The following is an 18839-nucleotide window of genomic DNA, read 5'->3' as shown; positions in this document are numbered from 1 at the left end:
AGTTTGTTTATTTCTTTAAGTGTTCATAGCCTTGTGGCAGGCGGGTATACCCATGATTAACTAACCTATCGGCTAATACATTATAATAATTAGGATCTGAGGGAAGTGTAGTGCCCAACCCATCTACATATCTGTTGTAGAGGCAGAATAGTGCCGCGATTAATACGGTATCATGAATTTCAATATCGGTTGCTCCGGCTTGCTTAGCAGCATCTATTGCTTCTCTGGTAACGCTTTTTCCGCTCTCTCTTGTTTTCAGGGCAATGTGTAAAAGCGCTTTCATCTTATCGCTAACGGGGGCGGTATCGATATTCTCCTTTATTTTTTTGGCAGTTTCATTTTCACCGGCAAGAAGATCTGCAGCAGCGGTATGGGCTGTTGTGCAAAAAGTGCATTCATTACCATGAGACACTATGGTAGCTATTAATTCCCTGTCTGTTTGAGACAAAGAGGATGGTCCGCGAAGCAAAAATTGAGTTAAATCCCGTATCGGCTGTGCCGAAGGTTTGCTATACTCCAATAGCCCAGTGATACCAGGTAAATGGTCTTCCAATTCGATAAATGGCATAAAAATTAATAAATGGTTTGTTTTGGTTAATCTAAAATAGAATTAATATTTAAGTAATCGAATTCTGTAAAGATTTAGCGATCGAAATGATATATTATTTTTTTGGACTACCTTAGTCTTTATAAACTTTTAAACACATGAAAAAAACATTAACTGCTGTTGTGGCCCTTGCTTTATTCTGTACTTCGGCATTCGCTCAACAACCCAACACATTAACTAAAAAAGAGAAAAAAGAAGGCTGGAAGCTTCTATTTGATGGTAAGACAACCAAAGGGTGGCATACCTATCTTAAAGACACTGTTGGCTCGAAATGGCAGGTAGTAGATGGAGCTATCGTATTTGATGAAACTAAACCTAGAAGTGGTGGAGGCGATATTGTTACCGATGAAGCCTATGAAAATTATGAGCTAAATCTGGAATGGAAGGTTAGAAAGGGAAGCAATAGCGGAATAATTTTCGATATTCAGGAAGATCCAAAATACTCTGCGACCTATGCAACTGGTCCGGAGATGCAGGTGCTTGATAATATTAATGCGGATGATAATAAGAAAGAAAATCACTTGGCTGGTTGCCTTTATGACATGTCTGGAGATGCAAGTGTTTCAAAACCAGTTCCTGTAGGCGAGTGGAATAAAGTTAGATTGATACAAAATAAGGGACATCTTACTTTCTATTTGAACGGAATTAAAACATTTGAAGGACAAATTGGAAGTGACGATTGGAACAAGCTTATCGCTAACAGTAAGTTCAAAGATAAATATTTCTCGAATTTTGCTAAAGTAGCAAAGGGAAAAATTGCCTTACAAGAACATCCAGGATCCACTCAATGGAGAAATATTAAAATTAAATCATTATAGTAGCAAGTAAAATAAAGGTCTAATCAATGCGTTTTATCTAAAGCCATTGACTAGGCCAAAGTAAGTCATTAGTAAGTAAAACCGATAATTTACACATCTTGTCCTGTAACATTTTCGTACCTTTGTCTTATTAGAAATTAAAATTTTAAACAAAACCCATCTATTTGACGCAAACTTACCTAAACAAGTATAAACACACAGAGTTACAAAAACAGATTCTATGAGAAAATACATTTTAGGCGGAGCAGGTGTTCTTTTACTCACTTTTTCGCTTTTTACCTTGAGTTGGAAGTCTCCGGTGGAGTATGGAAGAATCATGCGTTCGGCATCGGAGGTTTCATTGTATAACAAGTATGTCAATGATCTTTATGATACCACGCATCTTGCCTTCGCTGGACTCGATAAAGCTGTATTTGAAAAGGCCATTACTGGTTTTTACAACTTAAAAATGTCTGGAAAGTTGTCAAACTCCAAGTCAATCATTACTATCGCTGATATGGAACAGTCTAGCACTGCTAAACGTCTTTGGATAATTGACCTAGATAAGAAACAATTGTTGCTAAATACCTGGGTTGCCCATGGAAACGGAAGTGGTTCTGATAAGGCCACACGTTTTTCAAATGTGAATGACTCTTTCCAAAGCAGTCTTGGGTTTTATGTTACAGGCGAGGTATATTCCGGAAAACATGGTAGATCATTGAAGCTCGACGGAATGGATGCAGGCTATAACGACAACGCCCGTATGCGTTCGATTGTCGTTCACGGAGCGTCTTATGTTGGTCAGGGCACTATAAATGCCTTAGGCCGACTTGGAAGAAGCCAGGGTTGTCCTGCCGTCGCTCCTGAACTCGCTGATTTGGTTATTAATACCATAGAAGGAAAAACCGTCCTATTTATAAATGGTAACGATCAGCATTATACCTCGAAATTTCTTGATCATCATTTTGCGACAGATCTTGCAATGGTAAATACTAAGGGTGCCGGCTTTGTTGATACGGCAGCTATCATATCCAACAACTAGCTATTATTTTCCAGCAGTTAACCTTTGTAGATAACTGTCGAGTACAATGTCTAAACCGTACACATCTTTTCTGAACTGCAGTTTTCCCGCAGTATCAGCCCACACAGTGAAATAAGTTAAGTAAACAGGAACTTGAGGTTTAAGAACGATGTCTTTAGCCTCAGGTTTTTCGCTTTGCATTTGTTTATCAATCGTAGTAAATTTTTCACCTTCTCCAAAAAGAACTCTTGCCAGTTCAAGTGGCTTTTCCACCCGGACGCAACCATGACTCACGGCTCTCACCGACAGATTGAAAGCAGATTTTGCTGGAGTATCATGTAGGTAAACCGCTTCATCATTTTTGAAAAGAAACTTTATTTTACCCAATGAATTATCATCTCCAGGGCGTTGTTTGAAAGTATATTTGGAGCCCGCATCAGCAGCAGAAAAGTCAATCGTTTCTGGGTCTTCAACTATTTTTCCATTTTCATAAACATCTATGTTTTTATTTGACAGGTAGAACCTATCTTTTGCAGCGTATTTAGAAATTTCATTGGTTGCAATGCTCTCAGGGATATTCCAGACAGGGTTTACTTGAACACTATGGATCATACTGTTCAATTGTGGTGTTTCTCTGGAAAAAGGCCTGTCTTTACTCAGTCCGGTTTCGTCATACTCCTTTAACTCTGCAGTAAAGTCTTTATTACGACCCTCACCGACGCAAACTTTCATGTTAAGGATAGACTTTCCGTTCTCCATCACATCAAGATTGAAGTCTGCTATGTTAACCTGCACATACTTGTTTTGAGTAGGCTTATTTTTCCATCTAAGCCTTTCAAGATTTGCCTTAAGGATGCGATTAAAATCTATTTCATTCATCCCAGTTCCAGTTGTTCCCGTATGAAGTGCTGTTTGTAATGCGGTATACTGAGGGTCTTTGGGTTGTATGCTATCTAGAAATGATTTGATATTCTTCGCTGCAAATACTTGTAACATAGTTGTGCTATCTGGCCTTTTAGTTTCAGTATAGTAGTTAGCGTAGATTTTTCTAGGGCTTAAAATTCCGTATTGTAATGCATTGTTATAATTTATTAGCGCGTTAGCCATTGTCAATTCCAACTTCGCCAATTCTGAATATGCTTGCTCAGGAGATTTAATCTCACGTTTATCATAAAATTCGTTGACCATTTGTTTGATTGCCTCTGCATTAAAGATCTTAGGGTCTAATCCATGTTCTCCTGATCTTCCTAAATAGTCTGAAACGGCTTTTAGTTGGCCTTTCGGCAAATGTTGTAACACGAGGGTTGGCTCATAATCGTTACGTTCATAATATGAACTGATTAGCTTAGGATTAGTAAGACTGGTTTTTTTAGCCGCTATGAGTTTTTGAAATATCAAAGCAAAAGTATCTGCATTAAGATTTTTAAAAGCCTTATTCTTTGTCTCAGCAAAAAGAACTTTGGATATATCTGAACGTACTTTCTTTTTACACGATGGGAGTATTACCACGAATGCAGTAAGCACAAGTAGAAATAGAAATATGGTTTTGCGGTTGGCTAACGTTTGTTTAATCATATTATGCAAATACGAAAAACTATGCCACATTATTTAGCTGCAACTCTCCATATGGTGCTGCTAGCGTCGTCTGCAACCAACAATGCTCCGTCTGGTGCAACGGCGACACCACCGGTCTGCCATAAACTTTTACTTTATCACATCGGCAATGACTCCTGTCAAGAAATGAAAGCTCAGGCCTATTCCATGATTTATGTTGTCCGATTTAAACTCCACTTTTATATGCTTAACGTTTGGCTGAAATTGGTTTTACTAAAGAAGAGGTTTTAATTTTAACCAAACGTTTTTAGCGACGATTCTTTGACCTACAGCAGTTGGGTGGATACCGTCATTTTGATTTAGATTAGGGATTCCGGCAACGCCTTCCAAAAGGAAAGGCAGAAAGGTCATTTGATTCTTCGCTGCAAGGGATTTAAACATATTGCGAAAATCAGATGCGTATTTATCACCCATGTTTGGAGGAACCTCCATGCCAGTTAACATCAATTTTGCTTCTGGATATTTTCTTTTCACTTTCTCAATGATTGCCTGTAAATTAGCTGTAGTCTCGTTTACTGGAATTCCCCTCAAACCATCATTAGCACCTAGTTCTAATACAAAAATCGATATGGGTTGCTTTAATAGCCAGTCGACCCTTCCCTTACCTGCTGCAGATGTTTCACCACTCAATCCGCCGTTAATTGCTGTGTAAGGGAGTTTCAATGAGTCTAATTGATGCTGAATCAATTCAGGGTATGCCTCACCAGGATCCAGTCCATATCCCGCAGTTAAAGACGTACCGAAAAAAAGGATGTTTTGTGCGGGAGTTGCATATTCTGAGGCGTTAGCCAATGTATCTTTTCGGTTTTCGCTCTTGTTCTCAGTCTGTTTATTGTTACATGAAAACAAAACCAGGCTTAAGGCAATTAATAAAGTGTAGAAAAATCTGAACGACATAGGAGTGTAATATATTTCTAAAATTAGGCTTTAAATCTGGTGTCTACTATATTTAACAAAACATTGTGCATTTAGTTTAAACAAGAATACATGCCTATAGAATCAATATTAGACGTTCAGTGCGTTAGCAAAATATACAAAAGTGGCGGCAAGCCCCTTAAAGTACTGGAGGAAATAAACTTTTCTGTTGAAAAGGGTTCGACAGTTTCCATTACCGGGCCTTCGGGAAGTGGAAAGACTACTTTGCTAGGCCTTTGTGCAGGACTAGATAATGCCACATCTGGCTCTGTTGTACTAAATGGGGTCCAGTTAGATGATCTTTCAGAAGATCAGCGAGCGGCTGTAAGAAATCATAATATTGGATTTATATTTCAAAATTTCCAACTGATGCCAACACTAACAGCTTTGGAAAATGTGATGGTACCCATGGAACTCCGAGGTGAAAAAGATATTAGAGCTATGGCACTTGATCTTTTGGAAAAAGTCGGATTAGCTGAAAGGTCCCATCATTATCCAGTTCAACTTTCTGGTGGCGAACAGCAACGGGTTTCCTTAGCCAGGGCTTTTTCCAATAAACCTGCTATCCTTTTTGCTGATGAGCCGACTGGCAACCTAGATGCTGAAACGAGTGAAAAAGTTGAAAAATTGATGTTTGATTTGAATAAGGATGCTGGTACGACTTTGATTATAGTAACCCACGATTTGGATTTGGCAATGAGAACCGGCAGGACAATAAAGATTAAAGGAGGTAAAATAGTGTCAGACAGTATTAATGCAGAATAAAAGTACAATTAAGAATCAAAAGGGACCGGGTTTCCTTTGGCTACTCACTATGGCGTGGCGTGATGCCCGTAATAATAAGTCGAGGCTATTTCTATTCGTGTCTTCTATAATATTGGGAATCGCTGCATTGGTTGCGGTTTATTCATTTAAAGATAATTTGCAGAAAGATATTGACGAACAGGCGAAAGTTCTGACCGGAGCAGATTTAATTGTGGAATCTAGAACACCGGTGAATCCGAAGGTTGAGCACGTACTGGATACCCTGGGTTCTGAAAAGGCATCTGAAAGAAGCTTTGCTTCAATGCTCTATTTTTTAAAGGGCTCAGCAAGCAGGTTGGTTCAGGTTAAAGCACTCGAAGGAAACTATCCATTCTATGGAAGCTTTGAGACTACACCCAGATCGGCTGCAACCGTGTTTCAAACTGGCAGGGGAGCTTTGGTAGACAAAACTGTAATGCTTCAGTATAACGCGAAACCTGGAGATTCCATAAAAATTGGGGCATTGAACTTCAAAATTGAAGGATCATTGGACAAAGCACCAGGACAGTCTGGGCTTTCTTCAACTGTTGCTCCGATAGTGTACATCCCTCTACAATATCTTGCTAGTACTGGACTCACTAAAATTGGAAGCAGAATTCAGTACAAGTATTTTTATAAGTTTGATCAGACAGAGGAGCTTGGTAGAACGCTCAAGCAGTTAAAACCGTTTTTCGAAAAGGAGGATTTGGATATTGAGACGGTAGAATCCCGAAAGGAAAGTACTGGAAGATCATTTAAAGATGTTAATAGATTTCTTGCCTTGTCAGGGTTTATATCTTTATTACTTGGCTGCATAGGTGTTGGAAGCTCTGTTCAAGTCTATGTAAAAGAAAAACTTGGCGCTATTGCGACATTGAGATGTCTTGGGATGAAAGCGAGCGATGCTTTTCTGATTTACCTCATTCAAATTGTATTTATGGGATTCATTGGTGCTTTATTGGGTGCTATTCTTGGAACTTTACTTCAATTCGCGTTGCCTGTGGTATTGAAAGACTTCTTACCCGTTGAACTTTCGATGGAAATTTCTTGGTCAGCCGTTACCCAAGGAATTCTATTAGGTATGGTGATCTCGATACTGTTTGCTTTACCGTCATTATTATCAGTAAGAAAAGTGTCTCCTCTTAATGCAATCAGGCAGTCTTTTCAAGAGGAGAAAGGTAAGCAGGACCCTTTAGTCTGGGTAGCCTATATCTTAATGGGCGCATTTGTATTACTGTTTACACGTTTGCAAATGAATAACTGGATGGAAGCAGGTGCTTTCACATTGGGTATAGGCATCGCATTTTTAGCCTTGTTTGGTCTTTCTAATCTCCTAATGTGGTCAGTAAAAAAAATAATTCCAACATCTCTGAGCTATCTATACAGGCAGGGCTTTGCGAATTTACACCGACCAAATAATCAAACTTTTATGTTGACGGTTTCGATCGGACTTTCAACAGCATTTATTTGTACTTTGTTTTTTGTACAGGGTATGCTTATAAAACGTGTGACTTTGTCATCAGGAAAGAATCAGGCTAATATGGTGCTGTTTGATATTCAAAATACGCAGCAGAAAGCCGTATCTAATTTAGCGAGATCGTTCGGCTTACCTGTGTTGAGTGAGGTTCCTGTTATTACCGTCCGCATTGATAAGATAAATGGCAAATCTCTTTCCGATCTACCGAAATCGGATAGTTTACCAAATAGCAAAAAGAAAAATAACGGTCCGTCAGAACGTGCGTTTCGTGGTGAACTTAGAGTAACGTTTCAAGATACACTCACTTCAGCGGAAAAAATTACTAATGGAATTTGGACAGGTAAGGTTCTCCCTGAGCAACCTATACCGATATCCTTAGAAGAAGGTTATGCCAGAGGTATCAACGTGCATATTGGGGATTCCATCGTTTTCAATGTGCAAGGATTGCTAATTTCAACAGTTGTAGGGAGTTTCAGGGAAGTAAATTGGACAAGGATGCAGACCAATTTTCGAATTGTGTTTCCTACAGGGGTACTTGAAGATGCACCTCAATTTCATGTATTGATGACCCGTGTGCCCGGCAGTAATGTATCTGCTAAATTTCAGGGTTCTGTGGTAAAAAGTTTTCCAAATGTTTCTGTTATTGATCTTGACCTGATATTAAAGGTCTTGGAAGATCTGTTGTCCAAAATCAGTTTTGTGATTCAGTTTATGGCTGCATTTAGTATGGCAACTGGTTGGGTAGTTTTGATATCAACTATCAGGACAAGTAGGGGACAGCGTTTAAAAGAAAATGTATTGTTACGAACCCTTGGTGCAAGCAGAAGTCAAATCATAAAAATTACTGCAGTTGAATATACTTTTCTAGGAGCGCTAGCAGCTGGAGCAGGAATTCTTTTAGCTATGATTGGAAGTTGGACACTGGCCGTATTTGCATTTGACACCTCATTCGTTCCTCCCTTTTTACCGATATTGCTATTATTCGTATTGATAGTTATGATAATCGTTTTAACAGGGGTCTTAAGCAGTCGCAAAGCTTTCGATGCGCCTCCCCTGGCAGTTTTAAAAGAGTAAAGCTGGGAGAGCGGTAGATAGAAAGGAATTTAAGTACAGTTATTGGTCAATTAGTTGAGACGTTTCGCACCATATCCTAATGACCTTGCTGATCTTCCAGTAACTCGAACGCTGGATTTCTCTCCCCAGGAATGATCTTCGCGAAAATCATCATCAGGGTGAAAATAATGACTTAACTTTTTGAATGAATAGCTAGTAGAGGGATAATTTGAAGACGATTTTTGTTCGTTTTTTAATGTTTTCATAACGATCGGGATTAGAGATAGATTTATCATCTATACCTCTAAACATCAATACGTTAAAAGTGTTTTAATTAAGTCCTATAAACGAGGAATAGTTTTTGATTCCAAACTCAATAAATGGCTGAACCTCTGTTTGCAAAACGAGTTTAGTAGTTTATTGAAACAAATTATCAAGATAAATACTATACAGATAACAAAACGTTTATAGGGTACCTTCAAAGGGTTCAGGGGGTTATCTCCCATTCAATATAGAATCAAATATCGCCGAGAACAGGCCAGTTAAAACACAAACGATATAATTTCGTTATTAATGAAACTCTATTCACAATGCCTCAAAAAAATAGTTTCGTTCAAGCAACAAAAGGTAAGATTATTTTAGCGTTGTCTTTAGCCTGTTTTGCCTTATTTGTTGCATGGAGTATCAGCAAGGTGGTTTTTAGGGAGATGCTGATAACTGTAAATGATGTTTCGGCACCAAGTCAGCGGCTAAGCCTTGTAAATACGATTTCGAGAAAAATAAGTAGTCTTGATCAGCAGCAAAAGAAACAGGCAATCCAGAACCCTGGTAACTATAACAAGCTTTTTACCGAGTCTCTGCAATTGAGAAAGTTACTTGATTCGCTTGCTAATTTAAATCCCAGTGATTCGGTTCAGGTTATCAGATTAAAAACCATAAAGACACTTTTAGTAGAAAGAGATAAACAATTTCTGGATTACCTGAAAGTGCGTGCGAGTCTTGTTAGCAATCAGTCATTTTCTAGTCAGGTTAGGGAACTAAACTCATTGGTCTCTAAAACATCGGTGAATGATAGCACCGTTTTGGCGACTGAGGAACGCACATCTACTACTACCTTCTCTCCGGAAGAGGATAAACAGAGAAGTTTTTTTGGAAGGCTATTTGGCAAGAAAAAAGACGAACAGGATAAATCATTCACTATTATTAGTGAGCGAAAAATAAAAGTAGATACGATTGCATTGTCTCCTGAAGATGCGATACCCAGAAGTTTGGAAGCATCTCTGAGGAATATCGAGCGGGCGCAAAGGCAGCGAAATACAAGCTTTATCAACCGTGAAGCAAAATTGGCAAATGCGAATGGGGTTTTGATTTCACAGATGTTGGAAGTACTTAGGAAGGTTGAGAATGAAGTTATAAATCAAATTGAATCTAACGCTGTACGCGCCCGGCTGGTTGTGAATTCAGGGATAAATAGAATCACTATTGTGATGGTTGCATTTTTCTTGATCACAGTTATTTTGCTCTGGTTAATTCTTACAGATATTACCAGAAGTAATAGGTATAGGCATGATTTGGAAGTTGCTAAAGACGAAGCAGAGTATCATGGACTAGCAAAACAACGCTTTCTATCTAATATGAGTCACGAGATCCGTACCCCATTGCAGTCAATAATCGGTTACAGCGAATTGCTAGTGAACGAACGGAAATATGATGAAGATTATGTACGAGCAATCAATCAATCTTCCGAACATTTATTGCAGATCGTTAATGAGGTACTTGATTATAATAGGATAATCTCTGGGAAATTTACATTTGAAGTCAGGCCTTTCAGGATGAGTAACTTACTAGAAGAAGTTGTTTCCGTGATGAGACCGCAAGCTGTTGCCAAATCATTAGATCTTGTTACAAATTTTGATGTTGTCGATGTTGGGCTTGTTGAAGGGGACGGGTTTAGGCTCAAGCAAATACTGCTGAATTTACTTGGAAATGCAATAAAGTTCACTGATGCCGGGAAGATCACGTTATCGGTGGAAAACAAGGTAAGAAGAGATCAGGCATATTTCACTTTTATTGTAAAAGATACCGGAATTGGAATGTCTGACGCTGATGCAAGGGTCGTCTTTAACGAATTTGAGCAGTCCAAATCAGGGAGAGGAGGAGTGGCCAATCAGGATGGCGCAGGTCTCGGACTGACTATCGTAAAGGCCTTAGTTGAAAGTCAGAATGGTAGAATCTACTTAAGAAGTAAATATGGCAAAGGATCGACTTTCACAGTATTTTTAGCTTTTAATATTGTTAATAGCATTGACAAACCTACTGAAGAAGGAGTAGTAAAAGTTAGAAGATCTGTAGGCAGTGTATGGATCATAGAAGACGACCCGTTAATTGTCAATTTATGTGAGATTATTTTACAAAATCATCAAATTGACTATAAGAGTTTCAGTTCTCCCTTAGAAGTTCTTAGGACGCCAATACCTAAAGATTTGTCTTGTATACTGATGGATATGAGAATGCCTGAGATGGACGGAACGAAGCTATGCGGACTCATGAGGACCAAGATTCCGTTGGGTGTAGGAATCATAGCTATGACTGCTCAGGTGTTGCCATCTGAACAAGGTGAAATTCTAAGCAAGGGATTTGATGCCCTGTTAATGAAGCCTTTCAAAGCAGAAGATGTTTTGGAAGCTGTAACCGATGAACTAGAAATTAATCTAGATGTTTTAAGAAAGATGACCTTGAATGATCCTGTCCTGCTGGAAAACATTATCCAGGGTTTTTGTCAAGATTGTGAGCATGATGAACGGCTTGTTTTAGAGTCCATTCGCCTAAATGATTGGGAAACAGTGACACTGCTAGTTCATCGGCTTGCTGGCCGGATTGGTCAGTTAGGAATATCAGAGTTAGCCCATTCTCTAAGGCATATCGAATTGAGATTGCGTGATAGCGATGTGAGTGAACAGAATTTAATAAAAGAAATCTTAAATTCCTTGAGGGATATTGGTATCGTTGTCGAAAAGTTTAAGACTGAGCGCTTAATGCCCTACTCAATTTCATAGCGTTCGATTTTGCTATAAAGGGTCTTCCTGTCAATATTCAGTAATTTTGCAGCCTTTGATTTATTGTGTTTTACCTTGATTAAAGTCTCCTGAATAAGTGTTTTCTCATTCACTTCATTGATTGCCTTTAGATCAGAACCACTTGGCTTTGTGTCCCTGCCTATGGAAAGGATCATTTCTTCCGGAAGCGATTGTTCCAATGCTACTTCATCCGCTGTAAGCAAGACCATTCTCTTGATTACATTTTTTAGTTCTCTGAGATTACCTGGCCAGTCGTATTTTAATAGAATAGCTTTAGCTTCGGCTGAAATGCTGGTTACATTTCTTTCCAGTTCTGCATTTGATTGCTTTATGAAATGTTTAATAAAAATCTCTAAGTCCTTACCTCTATCTCTTAACGGTGGTAATTGAATCTTGAATTCATTTAGTCGGTGGTAAAGATCCTCTCTAAAAGTATTGTTGGTAACGCTATTTTTTAAATCATCGTTTGTTGCCGTAATAATTCTAACATCTACCCTTACACTTTTAGTGGTTCCTAAAGGTTGAATGACCTTTTCCTGTAAAGCTCTAAGTAGTTTTATTTGAATTTCGTAACTGAGGTTGCCGACTTCATCTAAAAAAAGTGTCCCGCCATTGGCTGCCTCAAACTGACCTTGCTTGTCGTTTGCTGCACCTGTAAATGCCCCCTTGGCATGTCCGAAAAGTTCGCTCGCAGCCAGATCTTTTGAAAGAGCACCACAGTCAATTGCCACAAATGGTTTTTCTTTCCTTTTACTTTGCATATGCAAAGCACGTGCAGCGTATTCTTTACCGGTACCACTCTCACCCATAATAATAACAGACATATCAGTAGGGGCTACTAAAGCAATGTGCTCATATAATTTATCAGCAGTTGCGCTTTTACCTTTAATTGCATCTGCGTGCTCAATAGAGTTTGTAGTGAATGGCTCAGGTATCTTGAGAACATTATCCAATAACATCAATAGCTCGTCTGGATTGACGGGCTTTGTGATATAATCCATAGCTCCTAACTGAATAGATTTAACCGCAGTTTTGACATCGTTAAAACTGGTCATGATAATTATTGGTGTTGGTATTCCTTTATCTCTAAGGTAAGTCAGAACTTCAAGGCCGGTTCCATCGGGAAGTCTGTAGTCAACCAAAAGCAGATCGAAATTCTGCTTTTCTAGTATTTCAAGACTCTTTCCAACGTTATAGGTAATGTGTGGATCATGATTGTGCTTTTTCAAAAAGCCCCCCAATATTTGGGAAAATGTACGGTCGTCTTCGATAATCAGTATTCGTGCCATGGGGATTCTGCATCTAGAACGACAAAAATACCTAATTCTTTTCTTAGCTTTGTTATATATGCTATCTAAGAAAACGAAATATGCAATTAAAGCACTTGTAGCTCTTGGTAAGAATGCAGGGAATCCACCTATGCAAATCGTCAGACTGGCGGAAATGGAGATGATTCCGAGGAAATTCTTAGAACAAATCCTACTTGATATGCGAAATGCAGGATATTTATATAGCAAAAAGGGTGCTGGAGGCGGGTACAGTTTAAATAAGGATCCTAAGGATATTTATTTGGCCGATATTCTACGTATTACCGATGGGCCTATTGCCATGGTTCCATGTGCCAGTTTAAAATTCTACAGAAAGTGTGATGAATGCCATGATGAGGTTACATGTGGTATTCGGAAAACGTTTATTGATGTTCGGGACGCCACTTTAAACGTTCTTGCTCAGACTTCTATTGCCGATGTTATAGCGCGTGAAACGGATAAACTTCCAGCTTTTTAACGAGCTCTGTAAAAGCTACTATTTTTGAAATCTTTAAATCCTCGATAATATATCTTTAATTCTAAAGTTTTATCAATTTCAACGTCGTCTTAACCGTTCTTGTTTTTTCGCTAATTAGTTGTAGCAAATAGATCCCCTTACGGAACGCTTCTGTATCTATGGCGAGCCGATAAGTGCCAACTCCGATCTGATTTCTGCAAACCACTTTACCTAGTATATCTGTAACTACAATGTTTATGCTTTCTTTGTGATCCTCAGCTATTTGTACGGTAATTTTATCTCTAAAAGGATTGGGATACACTTTAAGATTTTCTGTTGGAATAGATGTCTTGTTAGTCTGTTCCACCAGCACTTTAAAGCGTAGATTTCCAGCGCTTCCCGGCGCTGTTTTGTCTATCGAAAAGTTGTAAGTTTTATCCGTTGCTTTCATCTGTTTTTCAATATTCAGGTGAGTGTCAATTAGCTTAATCTGCAAATTATTTTGATCAAATGACGATTCGAATTGGAGTTTATATGCTCCCGATTCAGTTCCTGTTACGTTTAAATCAATGACTTTAGCTTCTGCTGAGTGTTGCCTGCTATCAATTGACAGCTGTTGCTGATCCACGACAGAGGAAATATTTACATGACCTTCGCCGATTTTCAAAGCGTCCAAATCATTAACTCCCTCAAAACCTTCGTCGGTCAATTTTAATACATACGGTTGTTCAAACTTATCTCTGCTGAGGATAATTTTTAAATCAAGTCCGTTCTTTACTATGGAGCTGGTACTACTTTTCAAAGACTGTAGTAGCGGGACTAATGGTGTAGAAAAGTTATACTTTGAGGTTTCAGAGAACGTCAGTTTACCAGACTTCTCTCCCGTTGCAACTTTGACGAAAAATCCTGTTCCAGAAGGTATGATTATATTTGGCGAGTCATCTACAATATAAGCCGCATTTAATGGGTCAAACTGCCAAATGAATCCAGTGGTTTTCTCGGTTCTGACATCCCCCCATTTAACACTTGCGCTGTACGGGTTACCAATTAGGTTGAATCCGTCACTTACATTCCTCATATCTTTATTGGCAAGGGATATGGTTAAGTCTCCTACGAAAAGTTTACCAACATGTTTTAGGACATAGGGTTGTGGATTTATGAATGGTTGGGTTTGAATTTGATTCACGAAGGCATTCACTGCATGTCGGCTTCCTCTTGAAAATACATAAACTCCTTTTCCAATTTCAACCTTTTGATCAATGCTATCAATACCAACATATTTCTGAGACAATGTGCCGTTCAACGATTGATCATGCGTATAAATGGTTGCGTTATTCAAAGGGGAAGCATCAAACCCATTTATAATGCCACCATTTCCGGTTACAAAAATTCCTTCCTTAAAGGATCGGCTGTCGTAACTTTTAGGCTCTGCCGTATTTGAGCTGTATACCGGTGAACTTAATAATCTCCAACCCCTCGCGGTAGCTGGAATGGGATACCCACCCGAAATATATTGTTCAACGATTACATCGCCTACAACGGAAGCAACTGAAGTATTTATGGGGAGTAACGATGCCGTGGCAGTTTGAGATGTTGCTTTCATTATTAAAGTGCGATCGGATTGAAGTATTCCTTTCTTTAAGTCTATGAAACCGTTAACTTCGAACGGAGCAGCCAGCAGTAAAGTATTTAAGCTATTGGACTGATTATTTTCTAACACACTGCTAATAGCTGATCCCGCTCCAGAATATTCTTGTTCTGCTCCTGAGCCATCAAACACCACTTTCGATGATGTGCCTGTAGAAATTAGCTGCCCATCATTTACCACATCACCTCCAAATCGTAACACAGCTCCCTCATTAACTTTAATCATTCCGTTATTTGCAATGGCAGCCCGGCATGTGAATCTCAAGTCGCTACCTACTTCCAGTGTGGCTCCAGATTCCACGACAAGCCTACTAAAAATTATGTTTGAAGTAGATAAAACTTTTTTTCCAGCGGGTATAAGTATATTGGAATTGGCAGTTGGGACCACATTTCCAGTCCAGTTGCTGGACAAATTCCATTGATTATTGGTCCCAACGAAACGTGAAAAACCACCGGTGTTGTATTCTTCAATCCCCAAAGTGTAAAAACCCTTGGGGTCAAATTGATTTGCATAACAAGTAGCCATCCATTCCTTAGAAATAACTGTTTTTTGAATCCTTAATTCATCAATCTGGCCATTTAAATACTTGTCTTTTTGCTTGCTTGCCCCAATACTGGTTCGGCCACCAAGGCCTAGGCGTATGATTGACTGGGCACTGCTCAGAACGATTGAATTGTCAATGTAAAGCGTCACATTTCCTGGAGATATCGTTACCCACAGATAATACCACCTTCCGGTTTCCTGCATTATCAAAGAGCTTATCAATACAGTTGGTGGACTTAAACCGCTAAAAGTCTGCACGACTAATTTACCTGCCGCATTGACTTTTAACTGAAAACCTCCTGCTCCGGAACTATCGTTCGTCAATATCATTTGCTCAGTTCCGAAAGCATTTATTTTAAGCCATGCAGAAATTGTTACAGAAGTATTTATCTCGTTAGCCCCAACATAAGCAGAAGATGTCCCGTTAAAGGCTGTGCTCGTCGCTAGCTTCCCTTCTGTAAAAGTTGAACTGTTGTTAGTAGGAGTTAGATTCATTTGATGAATACCTACCTGTTGGTAAATAGCGTTCATGTGCCAAACCTTACTGTAGTCACTATTCCAAGTTTGGAGAGCTGCCAAAGACTTTGCATTGTGTAAGACCGATCCCCCATAGTATAAATATATTTCTGTAGCGGGAGTAGTCGTTTTATTTGCAGATAAGCTACTTATCTTGATCCAGCACCGCAGTTTACCCCTAACGGGATCGTATTCCTCGAGCTGAAAATTGAGTGCTACGCTGGGAGCACTACTGAGTGCAAAGGAAATATCTCTTCCTTCAGAGTCCTGGATCTTACTTCCACAGGATCCGTTCCTGAAAATCAGGCCCTTATCAATTATTTCAATGAAGACTGGAAAATCGATTTGATCAGTATAAATCGTGGTTGAGGGAAAGAAAACAGTGACTTTGGCACTTACCTTGCTTTTGTTTATAGTCAATTTTCTGCGATAATTGAAGCCAGGCATCCAGGCTTGTGCCTGAATCATTACGGGGAACAAAGTTAAAAAGGAAAATATTAACAGTCGGTTTTTAAGAAGCATGTAGGAAAGCAATGGTTTCAGCGAAGCTGAGCTAGATTTTATTAAGAAACCAATACCCATAAAAAATATCTTATAGGTTGTATTTGTTAAATGAAACTCTCGAGATTGCTGTCATGAAGACATTCCGGAATTTATTTTCCGTGTTATTAATACTTAGCGCGGGTGTTTCAAGAGCGGATGATCCGGGACTACCTGGTGGGGATCCGGATGTGCCAATTGATGGCGGAATAGTAATCTTGCTTGTCGCAGGTGTTTACTATGGCGTTCAGAAAATTAGAGGTACAAAAGAAGAAGGATCCGAAATTAGTTAGGGTGTAAGAATTCCTTCTTTCCTCAAGATATAATTATATATACCCTCAATCGGCTTTTGGAGAATTTTTCCGATTGTTACCTGGTTCTTTTTACAGACCTCCTTAAGTATGTCTTGATAAAAGAAAGCGATTGAACCCACGAAATGGCAATTTAGTTCCTTATAATTAGGATAGTCCTTGATATTTGTATCTATAAATTCTTGAAAACCTTCTTTTAAAATATTTAAAATAAATAGATGTGAGGTCCGGTCTGCCATAAAACGGCTTACGGAAGCAAGAAAAATATTTGGTGCTGCATTTAGGTAAACATTAGTAATCACGCTCTCCTTATCTATTCCGAACATTTCTTTGAAGTCAAAGCTTAAATCCGCTGGCATTTCATTATATAAATAGCTGGTTATCAGTTTTCTTCCAAAATGAGTACCTGAGCCTTCATCGCCCAATATATAGCCAAGACCATGTGATCCGTTGTGAACTTCCTTTCCGTCGTAATAGGAGATATTTGATCCCGTTCCCAAAATACAGGTTAATCCAGGTTTGTCACCGCAAGTAGCATATGCAGATCCAATAAGATCGTGTTCAACAGATATATAAGCTTTAGTAAAGTAAGAAGAAATGCCGTTTGATATTACTTCAATCTTATCAGGTGAAGAACAGCCTGCACCGAAAAAGTATATTTCTTTGACATCATCGGCAAATGCAGCGAACTCCTTTTTCTTGGAAAAGATCTTAAGAATATCGTTAGCATTTAGGAAATATGGATTAATCCCCTGTGTGCTAAAAGTGATATTTCCTTCTGGGCTGTATCCCATCCAATCGGTCTTAGAAGAACCACTGTCTGCTACTAAAATCATTCGCTAAATTTAGCAATCTTATTGAATATTTAAAGTTCCGCTAATCTCTTTTAAACTTATCTCAGTAAGCTTTGCCTGATACTGGGCTTCTAGATATCTTGCTACAGCATCAATAGAGTTTCTTTGCGCCTCTCTAAGCTCCAACGGTGCAATGCTTCCAAGCCTGTATTTCTCTAGGGTAATATCCAGACTTTGCTTGGCCACATCCACGTTGTTTCTTTCAACCTTTAAGAGATCGAGATTAGTGCTGTAGTTCTGATAGGTTCTGAGCAATTGGGCGCCTATTTCTTGTTTAGTACGGTCCAGGGTTAGTTCAGATGAATTAATTAAAATTTTAGCGTTGCGCTCATTCTGTCGCTGTAAAAAGCCATTGAAAATATTAACGCTCGCAGTCAGTCGATAGGTTAATCCATTAGCTCGTTGTTGGGTGTTGAAGCCAGTAGGACTGAGACTTCTCTGAAATTCATAACCACTATTCACCTCGATTACAGGATAGCGCTGACCTTTTACCAATTTTAAATCCAGTTCCGCTAATTTCTTGCTGATAAAAGCATTCTGCAGCTCTGGGTTCAACTGCTCCATCTGACGAGCTAGACCAACATATTCTAAAGAACTGTTAATATCGAATACTGTGTCCACGCGAAAACTGATATTTAAGTCTCTAGCCATTACTTGATTCAAAGTCACTTTGGAATTTCTGAGTAAGCTTTGTTCCTGTAGATACGCTGAAGTATCAGTATTGTAATCGACTGTAGCGGTCAAAACGTCAAGCTTTGACCCGCGGCCTATTTCCAGTTTATTGTTAGCGATTCGTAAACGAAGAGTGGAAACATCAAGCGCACTATCGCGAGCTACCACCAGCTGCTGTTCCCTGGAAACGTTATAATAAGCATTTACCACGCCGCTAATTGTACTTAAAATTGTAGCCTTCGCATTTACAGCTCCTTGCTTTTCCAATTCTTTCAGCCGCTCCAAGTTAGTAAACATTTGTAAACCATCAAATATTGTCCAGCCGAGGGCTACGCCATAACTCATATTTGTATTGCGCACACCATTAAGCGTCTGCTCAGTACCACTGCTTTGTGTTCTTGTTGTATTTTGCAAGCTTCCGCCTTCAGTAACTGTACCGTCAAGCCTTGGAAGCAATCCGGCATTTCCAATATTTGAATTGTTTTTAGCGATTTGAACATCATTGCTTACCAATTGTATATCGTAGCTATTCCGCAACGCGATCGTAATTGCTTCCTGTAAGGAAAGGTTCTCCTGTGCAGATGTGGTGTTTAAAAAACCAATGAGCAAGAACAACAAAGAAACTACTTTCTTCTTAAACTTCATGT

General features: G+C 39.0%; 15 protein-coding genes. 7 read left to right on the top strand and 8 right to left on the bottom strand.

Translation table 11 applies throughout. The features are described 5' to 3' along the window. Positions 1–7: 7 nt before the first annotated feature. On the bottom strand, positions 8–568 hold the full coding sequence (locus tag ACHFIZ_RS01515) for a carboxymuconolactone decarboxylase family protein (RefSeq protein WP_410882148.1): 561 nt from the start codon (positions 566–568) through the stop codon (positions 8–10). 137 nt (positions 569–705) lie between these two features. Between ACHFIZ_RS01515 and ACHFIZ_RS01510 the strand changes: the two genes are divergently transcribed. Continuing rightward, positions 706–1425 carry a DUF1080 domain-containing protein gene (locus tag ACHFIZ_RS01510; RefSeq protein ID WP_410882146.1) on the top strand — a complete coding sequence of 240 codons (720 nt, stop codon included), beginning with the start codon at positions 706–708 and terminating at the stop codon, positions 1423–1425. Positions 1426–1645: 220 nt separating this feature from the next. Then, positions 1646–2446, top strand: a complete 801-nt coding sequence (locus tag ACHFIZ_RS01505) for a murein L,D-transpeptidase catalytic domain family protein (protein WP_410882144.1) — start codon at positions 1646–1648, stop codon at positions 2444–2446. A gap of 3 nt (positions 2447–2449) precedes the next feature. On the opposite strand, the gene ACHFIZ_RS01500 is transcribed toward ACHFIZ_RS01505, so the two are convergent. Both ACHFIZ_RS01500 and ACHFIZ_RS01495 read right to left on the bottom strand, forming a co-directional pair. Next, positions 2450–4000: a L,D-transpeptidase family protein gene (locus ACHFIZ_RS01500; RefSeq protein WP_410882142.1), complete on the bottom strand. Its 1551-nt coding sequence runs from the start codon at positions 3998–4000 to the stop codon at positions 2450–2452. 252 nt (positions 4001–4252) lie between these two features. Then, positions 4253–4936, bottom strand: coding sequence for an arylesterase (locus ACHFIZ_RS01495; RefSeq protein WP_410882140.1), 684 nt, complete (start codon positions 4934–4936; stop codon positions 4253–4255). Between the two features lie 90 nt (positions 4937–5026). Here ACHFIZ_RS01495 and ACHFIZ_RS01490 point away from each other — a divergent pair, with 90 nt between their 5' ends. Further along, positions 5027–5719, top strand: coding sequence for an ABC transporter ATP-binding protein (locus ACHFIZ_RS01490; RefSeq protein ID WP_410882138.1), 693 nt, complete (start codon positions 5027–5029; stop codon positions 5717–5719). Then, positions 5709–8288, top strand: coding sequence for an ABC transporter permease (locus ACHFIZ_RS01485; RefSeq protein ID WP_410882136.1), 2580 nt, complete (start codon positions 5709–5711; stop codon positions 8286–8288). The genes ACHFIZ_RS01490 and ACHFIZ_RS01485 overlap by 11 nt, the downstream gene beginning before the upstream one ends. A 50-nt stretch (positions 8289–8338) precedes the next feature. Here the strand turns inward: ACHFIZ_RS01485 and ACHFIZ_RS01480 are convergent, their stop codons facing one another. Beyond that, entirely contained in the window at positions 8339–8563 is a 225-nt protein-coding gene (locus tag ACHFIZ_RS01480) for a hypothetical protein (RefSeq protein ID WP_410882134.1), read from the bottom strand. 294 nt (positions 8564–8857) lie between these two features. On the opposite strand from ACHFIZ_RS01480, the gene ACHFIZ_RS01475 reads away from it, so the two are divergent. Then, on the top strand, positions 8858–11323 hold the full coding sequence (locus ACHFIZ_RS01475; RefSeq protein WP_410882132.1) for an ATP-binding protein: 2466 nt from the start codon (positions 8858–8860) through the stop codon (positions 11321–11323). Here the strand turns inward: ACHFIZ_RS01475 and ACHFIZ_RS01470 are convergent. Further along, positions 11308–12633, bottom strand: coding sequence for a sigma-54-dependent transcriptional regulator (locus ACHFIZ_RS01470; protein ID WP_410882130.1), 1326 nt, complete (start codon positions 12631–12633; stop codon positions 11308–11310). The genes ACHFIZ_RS01475 and ACHFIZ_RS01470 overlap by 16 nt on opposite strands. 58 nt (positions 12634–12691) lie before the next feature. Here ACHFIZ_RS01470 and ACHFIZ_RS01465 point away from each other — a divergent pair, with 58 nt between their 5' ends. Further along, a complete protein-coding gene (locus tag ACHFIZ_RS01465) occupies positions 12692–13129 on the top strand; it encodes an RrF2 family transcriptional regulator (protein WP_410882128.1) in 438 nt (145 codons plus the stop codon). A 61-nt stretch (positions 13130–13190) separates the two neighbouring features. On the opposite strand, the gene ACHFIZ_RS01460 is transcribed toward ACHFIZ_RS01465, so the two are convergent. Next, the gene (locus tag ACHFIZ_RS01460; protein ID WP_410882126.1) at positions 13191–16283 is read right to left on the bottom strand and encodes a LamG-like jellyroll fold domain-containing protein; all 3093 of its coding nucleotides are present in this window, start codon (positions 16281–16283) and stop codon (positions 13191–13193) included. A gap of 167 nt (positions 16284–16450) precedes the next feature. On the opposite strand from ACHFIZ_RS01460, the gene ACHFIZ_RS01455 reads away from it, so the two are divergent. Beyond that, entirely contained in the window at positions 16451–16648 is a 198-nt protein-coding gene (locus tag ACHFIZ_RS01455; RefSeq protein ID WP_410882124.1) for a PID-CTERM protein-sorting domain-containing protein, read from the top strand. Here the strand turns inward: ACHFIZ_RS01455 and ACHFIZ_RS01450 are convergent. Together ACHFIZ_RS01450 and ACHFIZ_RS01445 are read right to left on the bottom strand one after the other, a co-directional pair. Next, a complete protein-coding gene (locus tag ACHFIZ_RS01450; RefSeq protein ID WP_410882122.1) occupies positions 16645–17502 on the bottom strand; it encodes an N-acetylglucosamine kinase in 858 nt (285 codons plus the stop codon). The genes ACHFIZ_RS01455 and ACHFIZ_RS01450 overlap by 4 nt on opposite strands. Positions 17503–17520: 18 nt before the next feature. Then, on the bottom strand, positions 17521–18837 hold the full coding sequence (locus tag ACHFIZ_RS01445; RefSeq protein WP_410882120.1) for a TolC family protein: 1317 nt from the start codon (positions 18835–18837) through the stop codon (positions 17521–17523). Positions 18838–18839: the final 2 nt, after the last annotated feature.

Origin of the sequence: Pedobacter sp. JCM 36344, assembly GCF_046546555.1 — a bacterium.
Classification (GTDB): Bacteria; Bacteroidota; Bacteroidia; order Sphingobacteriales; family Sphingobacteriaceae; genus Pedobacter.
This window is presented reverse-complemented; position numbering and strand designations above follow the sequence as displayed.

Coding starts and splice junctions, on each gene's coding strand:
- ACHFIZ_RS01515 (WP_410882148.1), bottom strand. CDS start 568: ATGCCATTTATCGAATTGGAAGACCATTTACCTGGTATCACTGGGCTA.
- ACHFIZ_RS01510 (WP_410882146.1), top strand. CDS start 706: ATGAAAAAAACATTAACTGCTGTTGTGGCCCTTGCTTTATTCTGTACT.
- ACHFIZ_RS01505 (WP_410882144.1), top strand. CDS start 1,646: ATGAGAAAATACATTTTAGGCGGAGCAGGTGTTCTTTTACTCACTTTT.
- ACHFIZ_RS01500 (WP_410882142.1), bottom strand. CDS start 4,000: ATGATTAAACAAACGTTAGCCAACCGCAAAACCATATTTCTATTTCTA.
- ACHFIZ_RS01495 (WP_410882140.1), bottom strand. CDS start 4,936: ATGTCGTTCAGATTTTTCTACACTTTATTAATTGCCTTAAGCCTGGTT.
- ACHFIZ_RS01490 (WP_410882138.1), top strand. CDS start 5,027: ATGCCTATAGAATCAATATTAGACGTTCAGTGCGTTAGCAAAATATAC.
- ACHFIZ_RS01485 (WP_410882136.1), top strand. CDS start 5,709: ATGCAGAATAAAAGTACAATTAAGAATCAAAAGGGACCGGGTTTCCTT.
- ACHFIZ_RS01480 (WP_410882134.1), bottom strand. CDS start 8,563: ATGATAAATCTATCTCTAATCCCGATCGTTATGAAAACATTAAAAAAC.
- ACHFIZ_RS01475 (WP_410882132.1), top strand. CDS start 8,858: ATGCCTCAAAAAAATAGTTTCGTTCAAGCAACAAAAGGTAAGATTATT.
- ACHFIZ_RS01470 (WP_410882130.1), bottom strand. CDS start 12,633: ATGGCACGAATACTGATTATCGAAGACGACCGTACATTTTCCCAAATA.
- ACHFIZ_RS01465 (WP_410882128.1), top strand. CDS start 12,692: ATGCTATCTAAGAAAACGAAATATGCAATTAAAGCACTTGTAGCTCTT.
- ACHFIZ_RS01460 (WP_410882126.1), bottom strand. CDS start 16,283: ATGATTCAGGCACAAGCCTGGATGCCTGGCTTCAATTATCGCAGAAAA.
- ACHFIZ_RS01455 (WP_410882124.1), top strand. CDS start 16,451: ATGAAGACATTCCGGAATTTATTTTCCGTGTTATTAATACTTAGCGCG.
- ACHFIZ_RS01450 (WP_410882122.1), bottom strand. CDS start 17,502: ATGATTTTAGTAGCAGACAGTGGTTCTTCTAAGACCGATTGGATGGGA.
- ACHFIZ_RS01445 (WP_410882120.1), bottom strand. CDS start 18,837: ATGAAGTTTAAGAAGAAAGTAGTTTCTTTGTTGTTCTTGCTCATTGGT.